11 protein-coding genes and 1 pseudogene are annotated in these 15,137 nt (G+C 68.6%); 7 read left to right on the top strand and 5 right to left on the bottom strand.

What is annotated here, in order from left to right; translation table 11 throughout:
* Positions 1–25: 25 nt before the first annotated feature.
* Together ACIBK2_RS08345 and ACIBK2_RS08340 are read right to left on the bottom strand one after the other, a co-directional pair.
* The gene (locus tag ACIBK2_RS08345; protein ID WP_396965010.1) at positions 26–3,019 is read right to left on the bottom strand and encodes a sacsin N-terminal ATP-binding-like domain-containing protein; all 2,994 of its coding nucleotides are present in this window, start codon (positions 3,017–3,019) and stop codon (positions 26–28) included.
* Positions 3,020–3,737: 718 nt separating this feature from the next.
* Positions 3,738–4,545, bottom strand: a pseudogene (locus tag ACIBK2_RS08340) (DUF3027 domain-containing protein); the annotation flags it as partial.
* 17 nt (positions 4,546–4,562) lie between these two features.
* Here ACIBK2_RS08340 and ACIBK2_RS08335 point away from each other — a divergent pair.
* The 3 genes from ACIBK2_RS08335 to ACIBK2_RS08325 all read left to right on the top strand — a co-directional run bounded on the left by ACIBK2_RS08335 (position 4,563) and on the right by ACIBK2_RS08325 (position 8,050).
* Positions 4,563–5,348: a glutaminyl-peptide cyclotransferase gene (locus ACIBK2_RS08335; RefSeq protein WP_396965008.1), complete on the top strand. Its 786-nt coding sequence runs from the start codon at positions 4,563–4,565 to the stop codon at positions 5,346–5,348.
* Between the two features lie 148 nt (positions 5,349–5,496).
* The gene (locus tag ACIBK2_RS08330) at positions 5,497–7,473 is read left to right on the top strand and encodes an MFS transporter (protein WP_396965006.1); all 1,977 of its coding nucleotides are present in this window, start codon (positions 5,497–5,499) and stop codon (positions 7,471–7,473) included.
* Between the two features lie 64 nt (positions 7,474–7,537).
* On the top strand, positions 7,538–8,050 hold the full coding sequence (locus tag ACIBK2_RS08325) for a DUF2771 domain-containing protein (RefSeq protein WP_396965004.1): 513 nt from the start codon (positions 7,538–7,540) through the stop codon (positions 8,048–8,050).
* A gap of 187 nt (positions 8,051–8,237) precedes the next feature.
* On the opposite strand, the gene ACIBK2_RS08320 is transcribed toward ACIBK2_RS08325, so the two are convergent.
* Complete coding sequence (locus tag ACIBK2_RS08320) at positions 8,238–8,669, bottom strand: cold-shock protein (RefSeq protein WP_379282337.1); 432 nt, start codon at positions 8,667–8,669, stop codon at positions 8,238–8,240.
* A gap of 202 nt (positions 8,670–8,871) precedes the next feature.
* Between ACIBK2_RS08320 and ACIBK2_RS08315 the strand changes: the two genes are divergently transcribed.
* Positions 8,872–9,138 carry a hypothetical protein gene (locus ACIBK2_RS08315; RefSeq protein ID WP_396965002.1) on the top strand — a complete coding sequence of 89 codons (267 nt, stop codon included), beginning with the start codon at positions 8,872–8,874 and terminating at the stop codon, positions 9,136–9,138.
* A gap of 454 nt (positions 9,139–9,592) precedes the next feature.
* Positions 9,593–10,228 carry a resuscitation-promoting factor Rpf1 domain-containing protein gene (locus ACIBK2_RS08310; protein ID WP_396964998.1) on the top strand — a complete coding sequence of 212 codons (636 nt, stop codon included), beginning with the start codon at positions 9,593–9,595 and terminating at the stop codon, positions 10,226–10,228.
* A 73-nt stretch (positions 10,229–10,301) separates the two neighbouring features.
* Here the strand turns inward: ACIBK2_RS08310 and ACIBK2_RS08305 are convergent, their stop codons facing one another.
* On the bottom strand, positions 10,302–10,490 hold the full coding sequence (locus tag ACIBK2_RS08305) for a hypothetical protein (RefSeq protein ID WP_396964996.1): 189 nt from the start codon (positions 10,488–10,490) through the stop codon (positions 10,302–10,304).
* A 215-nt stretch (positions 10,491–10,705) separates the two neighbouring features.
* On the opposite strand from ACIBK2_RS08305, the gene ACIBK2_RS08300 reads away from it, so the two are divergent.
* On the top strand, positions 10,706–13,000 hold the full coding sequence (locus ACIBK2_RS08300; protein ID WP_396964994.1) for a helicase-associated domain-containing protein: 2,295 nt from the start codon (positions 10,706–10,708) through the stop codon (positions 12,998–13,000).
* Here ACIBK2_RS08300 and ACIBK2_RS08295 read toward each other — a convergent pair whose 3' ends face one another.
* Positions 13,001–13,504, bottom strand: a complete 504-nt coding sequence (locus tag ACIBK2_RS08295) for a hypothetical protein (RefSeq protein WP_396964992.1) — start codon at positions 13,502–13,504, stop codon at positions 13,001–13,003.
* 301 nt (positions 13,505–13,805) lie between these two features.
* Between ACIBK2_RS08295 and ACIBK2_RS08290 the strand changes: the two genes are divergently transcribed.
* Entirely contained in the window at positions 13,806–14,621 is an 816-nt protein-coding gene (locus ACIBK2_RS08290; protein WP_396964990.1) for a hypothetical protein, read from the top strand.
* The last annotated feature ends 516 nt before the right edge of the window (positions 14,622–15,137 follow it).

Raw genomic sequence — 15,137 nt, 5'->3', positions numbered from 1 at the left:
GTCGAATTCGCCGGTTCCCGGAAAACTACTGCTGCACTCTGAAATGCACGGTGTCGCCCTCGCGCCACCAGGGCACCGACGCGGTGGCTTCGAACGCGCCGTGCAGGCGCACCTGCAGATCGTCGTGCAGCACCAGGTCGCCCGCCTGCGGCGGCAACGAGAAGAGTTGTCGCAGTACCACTCCCAGTGGCTCGGCGGACCAGGTGGTGCGACGGCCGGTGGTCACGACCTCCGCGGTGACGGACTCGGAGACCAGCGGCAGGTCGAGCAGGGTCGCCAAGGCGGGCGCGGTGTCGATATCGCCCGCTACCAAGCGATCTGGCGGGATAGCGAAGCCGAACCACGGCTGATCGAGGATGAAAGCCTGCGCCGGATCGACAACCGCACCGGACAGTGCGCGCACTCGATCGGGCAGGTCGAGATCACCGAGATCCAGCTGATCCGCGGCGACGGCGCCGGCCAATCTCGCGTGCGTACGCGAAACCACCTCGGGAGTAGGCGTTTTCGACGGATCGGCGAGCGCGTTGAGCAAGGCCGCGGCCAGCTCGGGGGTGAGCACGGCCGAGTCGGCCAATATCGCGCGCATGGCGTTCGCGTCGTCGGCGAGACCGGGGACCGTGAAGGTCGGCAGCAGCTCGGCGAATTCGGTGTCCGACGGGTGCCGGAGCAGACCGAGCGGCGTGCCGTCGATGCGTGCGTTGGTGCGCAACCACCAGGCGGTGTAACCATTGCGGTCGGTGAGCAGACGACGAGTGCGCGGCGCGGAAGCCAACTGCCACAACGCCTCCGGCCAGGCTGCGTCGTCCACCAGGTCGAGATCGCGGATCGCGGCGAATTCCGGCGGATCGTCCGACAGCGTCGACCACCAGCGGTCTTCGTCGTCCAGATTATGGTCCGGTCCGGTCGGATCGGCCTCGGTGACCACGGTGAAGTCCCAGCCGACGCCGATGGCCCGCAGCGCTTGCGCGCCATAGCCTTCCACCACGGCAGGGTCGATCGCGGTGAACGGTGAATCCTCGATCAGCAACTCGCGCAGCGGCGCGTCGGGCAGCAGCAGCTCGTCGGCCGGGCGCAATTCGCCGTCGACGTCGGGCAATTCGATCAGACTGAGCCAGGACGGCAGCGCGGTCGGCTCGGCGAGCACGGCCAGCCGCAGGACCGCGTCGATGGTGTCCGCGTCGTCCGGGTGATCTTCCAGCTCGGCGCGTAGATCGGGTTCACTCAACAGATCTTCGGCAGTCGCGGAACGGGCGCCGAGCCTGGCCAGCAGCGGATGCGCGGCCTCCGGATGCACCAGCCTGGCCCAATGCACCGGGATCGCGACCTCGAGCTGATCATCGAGCACGGTCGTCCGGGGCCCGGTGACCAACCGCCCGTCGGCCAGCGGAACCGCAAGCGCCCCAAGCTCTTCGGCGGCCAGCGGATCCACCACGAACAGCTCCAGCGCCTCGTACAGCGAATACCACCAGTGCGGTGCCCGCTCCAGACCGCTCGACAACTCCGCCAGCCGCGCCAAACCGAGTCGGTGCACATCCAGCACACCGAGTGCCTCGGCATGCTCGCGGCCGGACAACTCCGGAATCACCAACGGGCCGACCACATCGTCGAGCAGACGCGCCAATTCCTCGGTCAGCCCGGTGAGCACACTCGCCCGCGTCGGTATGGCGACGTCGGTCGAATCGGCGGTCGGTACGTCGAACAGGTCTGCGCCGCCGAGTATTTCGGCAGCCACGTGGGCGGGCCACGCCGGTGCGGCACCGCTCTGCGGCGAATACGGGTCGCCCACGGCGTCGAACAGACCTTGGTCGACCGGAGATTCGGCAGCCGCGGACAGCTGCTCGCTGGGCGAGGTCGCTGCGGGCTGATCGAGTCGCGGCGCGGGGTCGTACAGGCCCCCAGTCGGGTCCTCAGCCGCTTGGTCGCCCGCACCGGCGGTCACGGGATGCGCGACGACGATCGGCAGCCAGGGCTGGGTCTGGAGCTCTCGGACGAGGGCCTCGCGGAGCAGGCCGTCGGCCTCGCTGCGGGCGAAGGCGGGGGTGGGGACCAGAACCAGGCGGTCGCGTGGTGGCAGGGCGCGGGCGAAATCCGCGTAGCCGAGAGCTAATTCGGTGAGGCGGGCGCCGGGGAGCAGGCGGCGGCGGTCCGGCTGCATGGCGATGTCGGCGATCAGCAGGGCTGGCAGGGACAGTTCCTCGTCGGAGCGGGTCGGCGCGCGCAGCACATCCGGGGCCGCGGCGGTGGGCCTGCCGTTGCGAAGCGGGAGGAGCCAGCGGGCGTGCGGTGCGCGGTACTGCCACCAGGCCCGGTGTGCGTCGCCGGGACCGTCGACGCGGATCTCCTGCAGGTCGTTGCCGAGATCGGTGGTGGTGCTGGTGAATTCCGCGGTCTCGATCGTGATGTGCCGCAGCGCGGGCAGTTCCAGCAGCAGGTCGATGGCTTCCGCGTGCATACCCGCGAGCAGTGCGGCGGCGTCGATGTCCGGGCGCAGGCGCAGCACGACTTCGGTGTCGAAGCCGTCCACCGGCGCGGTCTCGGACGGCCAGGCCATCCGCAGCACCGGCGGCGCGAACCCGTCCGCAGTGTCGTCGGCCGAGCTGTCGGGGATACGGATATCGTGCTGCCGCAGGGCATCCCAGGTCAGATCGCGAGAAAACACGAGCGAGCCGGTGGCCGAACGCAGTTCGATCTCGTCACTCACCGACAGCACCGCGGTGAAACCGACGCCGAACCGGCCGACGGCCGTGACCTCCGACTTCCCGGACGCTCGCAGCGCGGTGAGCGCGTACACGCCGGAGAGATCCAGCGGCGCACCGGTATTGGCGATATGCAGGACGCCGCCATCGAGCCGCACCACCAGCCGACCCGCGACACCGGCCTTGGCGGCGGCGTCCGCCGCGTTCTGGGCCAGCTCGGTCAGCAGCCGGTCACGGTAACCGGCACGCACCAGGTCCGCCTCGGTCGCAGCGTCTTCCCGCAACCGAGTCGGCGAATCACGCCACGCGGCAAGAACTCCCACCCGCAACCCCGAGGTGCCGAACGGATCGGCCGTCTCGGTCAGCTCTGCGGCGATGACTCGACCGCCCGGCCATCGCCGTCGACAACCGGCTCGTCGCCCGAAGTCGCCTGCGCCGCATCCACACCGGTGTCGGCAGGGCTGTCTGCGACGTCGGTGTCCGCCTGGCTCGCATCGGCCGAAGGTGAGTCAGCACTCGCAGTGGCCGAACCACTTTCGTCGCCACCATGCGTATCCGCACTCGGAGCCACAACCGAGTCACCACTATCGGCGAGCACGGCCTCTTCCACACTCGGCTCCGCCACAACCTCGACGCTGGACCCGCCATCCGCGGTTACCTCGCCGTCCGCGGCAGACTCGGCGCTCGCAGTGGCAGCGCCACCTTCGTCACCGGCTTGCACATCCGCGTTCACGGATGCACTGTCCGACTCGACGTCCGCACTCGGCGCATCGACGGCAGCCGCAGCTGATTCGACAACACCGGTCGCTTCCGCAGTCGGCGCGACACTCACGTCCGTCGACTCGACCTCGGCGACAGTAGCTTCGGCATCCGGCACAGCCTCGACATCCGGCTCTACCAGCGCATCGACCGATTCGGCGTCGGCGACAGGCACATTCGGCGCGGCCTCGGCATCCGCAACCGCCGGCGCATCGACCGATCCAGTCTCGGCACTCGGCACGACCTCTGCCGGTGTCGCATCGACAACCGATTCGACCTCAGCGACAGACGCTTCCACGGATTCGGTATCGGCCGCAGGAGTTTCCTCGACCGGTGCGACCAGCGCTTCGGTCGGGATCATTTCCACGGCCGCGTCGTCGAACGCCTCGTACAGCGGCGAACCGCCGCCGGTGGGGGCCACGGTGTCGGAGTGGGCGCCGCAGCCGTAGGCGGCGTGCACGACGTGTCCGTCGGCGCCCATGGCGTTGCCGCAGACGCCGAAGGCGGCCTGCAGGGCACCGGCGAGTGGCAGGTAGAAGCCGCACAGGCCGCAGGTGGACGGGGCCGCCTTGGCCATGTCGGCGTCGGGGCCGAACTCGCCGTACCAGCGCTCGGCGGCCTCCTCACGCCCCTCGAGGCTGAGCACCTGGGTGCGGCCGAGGCCGATCTCCAGGGCGACCTCGTCGACGGCCGGGTCGCCGTTGGCGACGTAGCCGGGCACCAGGCGCGGATCGTTCAGCGGCGGGGCGAGCAGATCGCCCGGTGCCAGATCGCCGGGCCTGACCCGCTGGTCCCACGGCACGAAGTCGGGCGCGACCAGGGCGTCCGGCCCCGGCAGCAGCGCCGATTCGCTCACCGTCGCATAGTCGGCCTCCGGTGGGGCCGCCACCACGACCGCCCACTGCCAGCCGCGATAACCGGGCAGCGTGGCCTCGAAGCGGTGGGTTGCCGCGCTGTCGTCCTCGGTAGCCACGCCGAGATGCGCCCCGACTCCGGCTGGTTCCAACTCCAGGAGCGCACGGCGGGCCAGATCGACGGCATCGGCCAGAATCGGCCTGACACCGGACTCAGAAACAGAAACTGCGCTCACGGCCTACATTTTGCCGTATGAAACGCAATCGGCGGACGTTGGCCATCGGTGTGCTGGTCGGTCTGGTCATCTTCAGCGGGTGTGGGGCCGCGCAAGATGCGTCGCCCGCGATGAATGTCGAGGTCGTGGCCACCCGGTCGCATGATCCGCACGCATTCACTCAGGGTCTGGAAATCGATGGCAACGTGCTTTACGAAGGCACCGGCCTGTCGGGCGCGTCGAGTGTGCGGGCGACGAACCGTGACACCGGTGCGGAACTGGCCCGGGTCGATCTGCCCGCGCCGTACTTCGGCGAGGGACTGACCCTCGCCGGGGACATCCTGTGGCAACTGACCTGGCAGGACCACACGGCCTTCGCCAGGGACCCGCACACGCTCGCCGAAGTCGGCCGCGTGTCCTACGACGGCGAGGGCTGGGGCCTGTGCACCCGCCGCGGACAACTGGTGATGAGCAACGGCTCCGACACGCTCACCTTCCGCGATCCGGTCACCTTCGCGCCGACCGGCTCGATCCGGCTCACCAGCCACCAGAACGCGCGGCTCAACGAACTCGATTGCGCCGAGGATGGTTCGGTCTACGCCAACGACTGGCCGAGCGACCACATCCTGCGCATCGACCCCGACACCGGCGAGGTGCTCGCGCAGATCAACGCGAGCGGCCTGCTGCCGCGCACGATCATCCCGACGGGCGAGGACACGCTCAACGGGATCGCCCAGATTCCCGGCACCGACCGGTTCCTGCTGGCCGGTAAGAACTGGCCGACCACCTTCGAGGTCCGCTTCGTGCCCGCCGGATCGCCGTGACTTCCCGCACAGCGATTCGCATGCGATTCGCTGTGCGGGGAAGTCCGGTGACATGCACCGCCGTCTACGACGCGATGAACGTCACCTTCCGCCGACACCTTCGAGAGCGAGTGAACGCCCAGCACCGAAGTACGACAGAATTGAAGACGTGACTACTCCCCGCGAACCTTCCGGTCCCGACCGTGATCGGTGGGACGGCGCGGAGTACCCACCGATCGAACGGCACCCGGGTTTCGATCGATATCCACCGCCCAACACGCCGTCCGGCCGTCGGCCGCTGCCACCGCTCGACCCCGACCGGCTGGACCCGCAAGCCCGGCGCGGCGAGTCACCCGACCCGTCCGAGGCGGAGACCCGCCGCCACGCCACACCCGATCCGGCGGACGCCAAGACCCGCCGCCACGGCGCACCGCGCTGGGGAGCTCGGCGCGAAGACGACCACGTGTCCGATCCCGCGGACGCCACCACCCCGCGCCGCGTCTTCCCGCATCGTCCGGAACCACCACGTCTTCCGGAACCGCCGCACCATCCCGAACCGCCGCGCCCGGAGCCGAAGGCCGCGCTCCCGCCGCCCACCACGCCGCTGCCCGAGCAGCCGGACGCCGCCGGCGAAGCCCCCATTCCGCCTGGCACCCAACGTGTTCCGCGCAAACTCACGGTAACCCGCGTCGCCGCCATGCGCGGCCGCCAGCTGACCGAAAAGGGCATCGCCACCTTCCAGCGCGCGGCGAAGGCCGACGGCGCCGACAAATCCGGCCTCACCGCGCTGACCTACGCGACGATGGCGAACTTCGCCCTCGACGCCGCGGTCGCCGTCTCGCTGGCCAACACCCTGTTCTTCGCCAGCGCCACCGCGGAGAGCAAGACGAAAGTCGCGCTGTACCTGCTGATCACGATCGCCCCGTTCGCGGTGATCGCCCCGCTGATCGGCCCGATGCTGGACCGGCTGCAGCACGGGCGCCGGGTCGCGCTGGCCACCTCGTTCGCGTTGCGCGCGGTGGTCGCGGTGGTGCTGATCCTCGAATTCGACAGCTGGGCACTGTATCCGCTCGCGCTGTGCATGCTGATCGGCAGTAAATCGTTCTCGGTGCTCAAGAGCGCGGTGACGCCACGGGTGCTGCCACCCGATATCGACCTGGTGCGCACCAACTCTCGGCTCACGGTCTTCGGTTTGGTCGGCGGCACCATCGGTGCGGGCGGGATCGCCGCGCTGTCCGCCGCGATCGCGGGCTCCAGCGGCGCACTGATCTTCGCGACGGTGATCGCCTGCGCCGGAACGTATCTCAGCCTGCGGATCCCGTCCTGGGTCGAGGTCACCGAGGGCGAGGTGCCCGCGACGCTGAGCTACCACGCGCCCACCGAGGCGCTCTCGCCGGACAAGGAAGCCGCGACGCCGCCGCGCAAACGCAGGCAGCCGCTGGGCCGCTCGGTGGTGACCTCGCTGTGGGGCAACAGCGCCATCCGGGTGCTGACCGGGTTCCTCACCTTCTATGTCGCGTTCGTGGCCAAGGCCACCGAGCACCGCCCGGCCCAGCAGGCCGCGATGCTCGGCGTGGTCGGCGCGGCGGCGGCGATCGGCAACTTCACCGGCAATGCGACCGGCGCCAGGCTCAAGCTCGGCAAGCCGACGCTGATCGTGCTCGGCTGTACGGCGGCCTGCGCGTTGGTCGCGCTGTTCGCGACCTTCGCCAACAACCTACTCGGCGCCGCGCTGGCCACCCTGGTCGCGGCGGGCACCAGCGCGCTGGCGAAGGTGTCGCTGGACGCCTCGATCCAGGACGATCTGCCGCCCGAGTCGATCGCGTCCGGCTTCGGCCGTTCAGAGACCGTGCTGCAGCTCAGCTGGGTCGTCGGCGGCGCGGCGGGCGTGCTGCTGCCGACCGACTACTGGAAGGGGTTCGCGGTGGTCACCGCGATACTCGTGATCGGTCTGGTGCAGACGTTCGTCAGTTACCGCGGCCATTCGCTGCTGCCCGGCCTCGGCGGAAATCGTCCGCAACACGCGGAACAGGAAGTTCCGTCGACCCGGCCGATGCCACAGACTTCGAACGCATACCGTCGACCGGGGACGAGCGGCGGCGAGACGACCCGTATCCAACGAGGAATAGGAGACCCCAGCCAGTGAGCGAGCGAACCATCGACACGGCAGCTGTGCTCACGGCGGAGCCGACTGTCCGCGGGGTGGCGGTGTGACCAAGCTCAGCCCTCGCGCGATCGGCGCGCTGATCCTTGCCGCGCTACTAGTGGTCACCGTCGCGTTCGTCGGGGTCCTGGTGGTGCTGGTCCGTAATGCGGATGAACACGATCCGGTGATCACCGCCTACGCCCACGGCAAGACGGTGAACGTCACGCCGTACGTGTACTGCTCGGTGCGGATGGAGGACTGCCGCTACGGGCAGACCGTCGCGCTGGACGTGCCCAAGGACTACCCGCTGCAGCTGTCGCTGCCGAAGCAGATCGCGGACGCGCCGTGGCTGGCGCAGCTGGTCTACGCGCTGCCCAACGGTGACCGGATCGACCGCGTGATCAGCCACGCCGACTTCGCGGCCGGCGCGCTGGCGGTGAGCATCGACTCGCATCCGGAACCGGACCTGCGTCTGGTCGGGGTCGAGCTGCAGCTGCCGATCCTGGCGCGGGACAAGGACACCGGCAAGGAGTTCTACCTCCCCCACGCGGCCTGGTCGATCAGCACCGCGGCTTAGGGCATACGCCCGACTGGCGACGTCACTCGACAAGTCAAGCAAGCACAGCGCGAGTTTTGCGAGCGCCGTTCGCGGCCCGTCTCGCGTCCGAGTGGCCGAAGCGCATGCGCCGCAGGCGCGAGTCTCGGACGCTCGGACGCGAGACACCCAGGGGCCGCGAACACGCCGCGGCCACGCGGCCAATAATTCAGTGGTCGAGTTCGCGCGCGACCGCGCGGACGACCTCTGAAATGCGTTGCGCCGTCTTGCGATCCGGGTAACGACCCTTGCGCAGGTCCGGCTGCACCGTCGCCTCGAGCAGGGTGATCATGTCCTCGACCATCCCGTGCAGCTCGTCCGGCGTGTGCTTGCGGGCGACGGGCTCCTTGCGGACGCGCTCGCGTTCCTGACGCTCCTGCCCCTGTCGAACCGACGGCGGGGCCTCGAGCAGCTTCAGGCTCAGCGCCTGCGGTCCACGACGGCCCGCGGCCATGCCGAATTCGACGCGCTGGCCCGGCTTGAGTCCCTCGACACCCTCGGGCAACGCGGACGAACGGACATAGACGTCCTCACCCTCGTCCTGGGAAAGGAAGCCGAAGCCCTTTTCGACGTCGTACCACTTCACCCTGCCGGTCGGCACTGCGCTCACCTGTTCATCATCGAAAAACTCGAACCCCACCGGCCCGAGCACATCTGTTCACGGAACCCAGTGCGGCACAACGCCGCGCACAGGTTCACGTCTGTTTGCGAAAAGAACGCGCCCAGCAGTGATGCGGGACGCGCTTGCCTACGAGTCTACCCCGGTGCCTATAACGCAAGCACATCAGTTTTACGGTCGTCCGGTGACGAACCCTTCCGCTCCACCACCGCCGCACGACGCCGACCCCTCGTCGACCGGAGGCGGGCAGCGCAGGCCGGGTGACTGGTTGCTACAGCTCGCGCTCGGCCTGTTCGCGCTGGGATTGCTGGCGATCATCGCGATCTTCCTGATCCCGGTGCTGTCGGACGGATCGCCGGGGCTGTGGCTCTACTTCGCCGCGATGCTCGCGCCGCTGGGATTCCTGGTCGCGGTGTTGTACGCACTGCGTTCAGGTAGGCGTTCGCGCTGAGCTACCCGGTCGTCACCTGGGGATCCGACCTGGCGATTACCGCCGATCTGGCCCGGAGGTCACCGGTGCGCTGCGAACGGGTTACCCGAGTCTGTCGTTACCAAATCCTGGTTGTGATCCTCATCACATAACGGAGAGGTCACGGGCCGGTGACGACCGGGCACTGGTCTGAGCGCACCGCTCCTAGCTGCGCAGAAGGGCCGACCTCCAGCCCGAGACCGCACCGAGACCCGCTCGTACACGCCGGTTATCAAATGGTGATTTTTCCCGGCGATCGTCGTACGGTTCTTAGCGAGCCGGGACAACCGGCACACACCGGCCCGCCGCACCGAACCTCGCCCCGCGGGACCCGGAAACCCGACGGAAACGTAGGGGCGAGGGCGGGCATGACGACCTCTCAGTCCAGCCCATACCGATGACCTCGTAGGTGCGTCGAGAGGAAGACGAACCCGATATGAGTGGACGCCATCGCAAGCCAAGCTCCACCGGACGCACGGTAGCCAAGGTCGCCGTGACCGGTGCGATCATGGGGACCGCAGGTGTGGCCCTCGCTGGCACCGCCAGCGCGGCACCCGACTCCGACTGGGATCGCCTCGCACAGTGTGAGGCCGGCGGTAACTGGGGCATCGATACCGGCAACAGTTTCCAAGGTGGACTGCAGTTCTCCCCGAGCACCTGGAAGGCCCACGGCGGCGGCGAGTACGCGGCCAGCGCCAACCAGGCCTCCCGCGAGCAGCAGATCGCAGTGGCCGAGAAGGTGCTCGCCTCGCAAGGCTGGGGTGCCTGGCCGAGCTGCTCCTCCAAGCTGGGTCTGAGCAGCGCGCCCACCCCGCGCTCCGCTCCCGCCGCCACCAACGAATCTCCGCGCTGGAACCCCGCACCCGCGCCGCAGGCCGCCCAGGCCGCGCCGGACAGCACCCAGCAGGTCTTCACGGCCGTCGACCGCGCACTCGAGGTCGTGCAGAACCAGGGCGTCCAGGTGCCCAAGGAAGCCTTCGACTTCTTCAACGCCGCCAAGGCGAGCAACACCAAGCTCGATCCCGCCATCGTGAACTTCTACGAGGCGAACAAGGGTCTGCTGCCTTCCTGATCAACCACGAATAAGGCCCCGCATCCTCGGATGCGGGGCCTTATTCGTATCTGCGGACTTTTCCGTCCGGAAATCAGCGGTTGATCACCGTGTTCGGGTGCATGTAAGGCAGCTGATCTGCCGGGACCGGAAACTCGGTGTCCTCACCGTACGGCGAGAGGCCACCGGAACGGGCCGACGAGAGTTCGGTGACCGCGTGATCACCTTCGGCGACCTTCGGCCAGCCGTTGTCGACATAAGGTTTCTTCGATTTGTTCACCACAAGCACATGCTAGCGGCTGGCGGTCCCGCTGACCCGTCAGGCCGGACCTAGTCGGCAAACTCCTCGCGTTGGCAAATCGACGGCTCCGAGGGTGTGCGTCAGCCGGTGCTCGACGAGCTACCGATGTGCGCGCGAAATCGATCGTGACCTGGGAATACGCTGTGCGCCCTGCGCCGCACCGGCGAGCGCCCGAGCAAGACCGTAGGCTGGATCGGATGACCGCGACCTCCCTCGCCGGATGGCTCGGTGCACGTAGTGATGCCCAACTGGTGACACTGCTCGAACTCCGGCCTGATCTGGCTGTGCCGCTGCCCTCGTCGATGGCCGTGCTGGCCGCGCGGGCCGAGCAGCGCGCTTCCGTGCTGCGCGCCACCGATGACCTGGACACTCTCGATTTCGCGATCCTGGAAACCCTTGCGGTGCACGGGGTGACGCGTACCGAAAGCAACGGCGCTCCGCTGACCCGTGACCAGTTGCACGTGCAGCTGAACGAACGCGTGCCGACCGCCGCGATCGAGGCGGCGATCAAACGATTGACCGCCCGCGCACTGGTGTGGACCAGCGACGATGGGCTGCATCTGATCACAGCCGCGGTCGAGGCGTTGCCGTGGCCGATCGGCAGCACCACCGAGATCCCGGACTCGCTCACCGAACCCGAGGTCCGCGATGCGCTGCCCGAACTCACCTCGGCCGCGCGGGCCCTGCTGGACAAGCTGGCCACCACCGGTCCGCGCGGCCGCACCAGGGACGCCGCGCCGGGCACCCCGGCCGATCGCCCGGTCCAGCAGCTACTTACCCGCAGGCTGTTGAACCGGATCGACGATGAGACGGTGGAACTGCCCGTCACCGTGGGTCAGGTGCTGCGCAACGAGCCGGTCACGCATCCGCACGCGCTGACCCCACCCACCCCGAAGCCGAAGAAGCAGACCTCCGCCGACGTGAACGCCGTCGCCGCGGGCGAAGTGGGCGAACTGCTGCGGCACTGCGCCGCGATCCTGGACATCCTCGGTCAGGCGCCCGCACCCGCCTTGCGCGCAGGCGGGCTCGGTGTGCGGGAGTTGCGCCGCATCGCCAAACAGGCAGGCATCGACGAGCCGCGAGCGGGTTTGCTGGTCGAACTGCTGGCGGCCGCGCGACTGATCGAAAAGGGTTTGCCGGACCCGCCGCCGGAGGTCGATTCGACCGACGACTTCTGGGCGCCGACCCCCGCGGTCGACGCCTGGCTGGAGGCGCCGCTGGCCCGGCGCTGGACGGTGCTGGCCCTCGGGTGGCTCGAATTGGACCGGATGCCATGGATGATCGGCCTGCGCGACGCCAATGACAAACCCCTGGCGGCCCTCTCGCTGGAGCTGCGCACCCCGCACGCGCCCCGCGACCGGCACGCCATCCTCGGCCTGCTCGCCGAATATCCGTCCGGCAACGCACTTACCCCCGCCGATATCGGCCGGGTTCTCGCCTGGCGACAACCGCGCTGGCGCAGGCACTTTCGGCTAGAGGCGGTGGAACAGACTCTCGCAGAGGCCGAGGCGCTCGGCTTCGTCGGCCGCGGCGCGCTCGGCTCACCGGCCCGCGCGCTGCTGCACGGCGCGCCGACCAGCGCGGCCGATGCCGAGGCGGCGATGGAGTCGGCGTTGCCGGCGCCGGTCGATCACGTGCTGGTCCAAGCGGACCTGACGGTGATCGCCCCCGGCCCGCTCACCGCGGATCTGCAGCAGCGGATCGAGCTCGTCGCCGATGTCGAATCCGCCGGTGCGGCAACGGTTTACCGAATCGGCGAGACGTCGGTGCGGCGTGCGCTCGATGCCGGGCTCACCGCCGCCGAACTGCACGCGCTGTTCACGAAGCACTCGCGGACCCCGATTCCACAGGCCCTGACCTACCTGATCGACGACGTCGCCCGCAGGCACGGGCAGTTGCGCGCCGGGATGGCGCAGTCGTTCCTGCGCAGCGACGACCCGGCGCTGCTGGCCCAGGTGCTGGCCGCGCCGGTGGCGGGGACGCTGGCGCTGCGGGCCATCGCGCCGACGGTGGCGATCGCCCAGGCACCACTCGGCGAGGTGCTGGAACAACTCCGCGCGGCCGGTTTCGCACCGGCCGGCGAGGATTCGGCGGGCATCATCGTCGATCTGCGCCAGCGCGGCGCCCGGATCTCCGCCCGGCCCAATGCCAGGCCGCCGTGGCGGCCGACGCCGCCGAGCACCGAACAGCTGGAGCTGCTCGTCACCGAACTACGCGCCGCCGAACGCGCCACCAGCGCGCGCTCCGGGCAGTCGGTGCGAATGGACGGCACCCGCACCAATACCGCGGCGACCCTGGCCCTGCTGCAACTGGCGGCGCGGGTGCGGCGCTCGGTGAATATCGGCTATGTCGACGCGTCCGGTGTCGCGACGCAGCGCGTGGTGGAACCGCTCAAGGTCGGCAACGGCCAGCTCGACGCGCTCGACCCGGTGACGGGCGCGATCCGGCACTTCACGCTGCACCGGATCGCGTCGGTCGCCCTTTTGGAGTGATCAGGCCTTGGGCTTGGCGAGGCAGAAGGTGGCCTTCGGGGCCTCGGAGATGAGGCGGAAGCTGTCCGCGTCGGCCCCGCACAGCAGCTCGTCGGCCTGGCCGTCGATCCGCTGCACCACCTTGAAGGTGGCCTCGGCAGAGGTGCAGTCCACGTTCTTGGCCGCAGTGCTGCTGGTCTCGTTGTAGCAGCTGCCCTGCTTGAAATTGGGCGCCAGGCACAGGAACGCGCCGCTGGCCTGGTAACCGGTGTAATCCGTCGCGCAGTCGACCTTCTTGTCGGAGGTCTGCGCGACCTTGTAGACGGCCTGCGCCGACGAGCAGTCGACCTTCTCCGTCTTGGCGTCGGCCGCGCCACCCTTGACGATGCAGTCACCGACCTTGGCCGAGCCGGACGTGCTGTCATCCTTGGCCGACGAACAACCGACGATCGTCACGATCACCGCCGCCACCGCTATGAGGGCAAGCACCACGCGTGCCAGCAGCCTCGCTCCTGGAAACTTCACCTGAAAACCTCTCTCACCGAACACATTCACGCCGCTCGCGAACGCGGTGAGGATACCCGGACGCCGAGTACGGCCGCATCGGCGCTACGGGTGATATCGAACTGCGTGGGCAGCGCGGACTACCAGGTGCTCCACATGCCGAGGAGGGCGTATCCGAGGATGCTCGGAAGCAGACGGCCGAGCAATTGAAATCCAAACGAGTTCACTAGCAATGCCTTTCGCGTATTACCCATAACGTGGACATTCGTCCAACACGTGGGTTCTTTCGCTTCGACAGACCGAGTCGTTACGCTTGGCCAGTATGACGCTGGACGACGTTGCCCGCGACTTGTACGGACTCGCTCCGAGCGAGTTCGTCGCTGCCCGCACGGCCCAGGTCAACGCGGCCAAGGACGACGGCGACAAGAAACTCGCGACCGCCATCGGCAAACTCCGCAAACCGACGGTCACCGCGTGGACGGTGAATCTGCTGGCCCGCGAGGCGCCCGACGACGTCGAAGCGCTGCTACAACTGGGTGCGGCGCTGCGCTCGGCGCAGCGGAAACTGTCCGGCGCCGAGCTGCGCACCCTCACCGGGCAGCGGCAGCAGGCGGTCAACGCGCTGGCCAAGAAGGCGGGCACGCTGGCCGCCGAGCACGAGCATCCGGTGAGCGAGGGTGTGCTGCGCGAGGTCGGGCAGACGTTGAACGCAGCGCTGGCCGATCCGGCCGTCGCCGAGCAGGTGCATTCCGGGACACTGGCCACTGCGGCGACCTACGACGGGTTCGGCCCCGCCGGTCCCGGCCTGGTCGCGGTCGAAGACGAGGCACCCGCCACTCCCGCCCCGGCGGACGACAACCCTCGCCAGGAGCTGGACGAGGCTTTGGAAGCGCTCGAATCCGCCCGTGCGGCAAGAGATTCAGCACACGAGGACGCCGAAGGCGCCGAAGATCAGCTGAACGACATCGACTCTCGAATCGCCGAGCTGAAAGAAGCACTCGCACAGACCGAACAAGAACGCCAGTCCAGCCGCACAGCCGAACGCACAGCCCAGGACCAATTACGTTCAGCCCAAAAGCAACTCGACCGAGCCGAACGACGGGTAGAACGCGCCCGCGAGCGCGTAGACGGCGAATAGCCTGAACCGCTCCCCCGTTGTTTAACCTGCACACCCGCTATACCGGGTGTGCAGGTCAAACAACGGGTGAGCACCTTCCAATCCCCCACGCGGGCAACGGAATCGGCACCTCTATCGGGATCGCACACCCGGATTAGGGCCTTACTGCCGGGCGGATTCCGAGAATTAGGGCCCTACTGCCGGGTCGATGCCGAGAAAAGGGTGCAGATCGGTGCTCGAAACCGGGAACGCACCCCGCCACGAGTGCCCAGCACCCCACCCCACCAAGCCGAACCCAGAATCTGCGCACTCTCTCGGGACCTGCACTGGGGCGAATGCCGAGAAAGAGTGCGGATCCGCAATCGAACCGGGAACACACCCCGCCACGAGCGCCCAGCCCCCACCCCACCAAGCCGAAACCAGAATCTGCGCACTCTCTCAGGACCTGCACTGGGGCGAATGCCGAGAAAGAGTGCGGATCCGCAATCGAACCGGGAACACACCCCGCCACGAGCGCCCAGCCCCCACCCCACCAAG

This window comes from Nocardia sp. NPDC050175, assembly GCF_044459885.1.
Taxonomy (GTDB): Bacteria; Actinomycetota; Actinomycetes; order Mycobacteriales; family Mycobacteriaceae; genus Nocardia.
The sequence above is the reverse complement of the archived record's forward strand: the minus strand, read 5'-3'. Positions and strand labels throughout refer to the sequence as shown.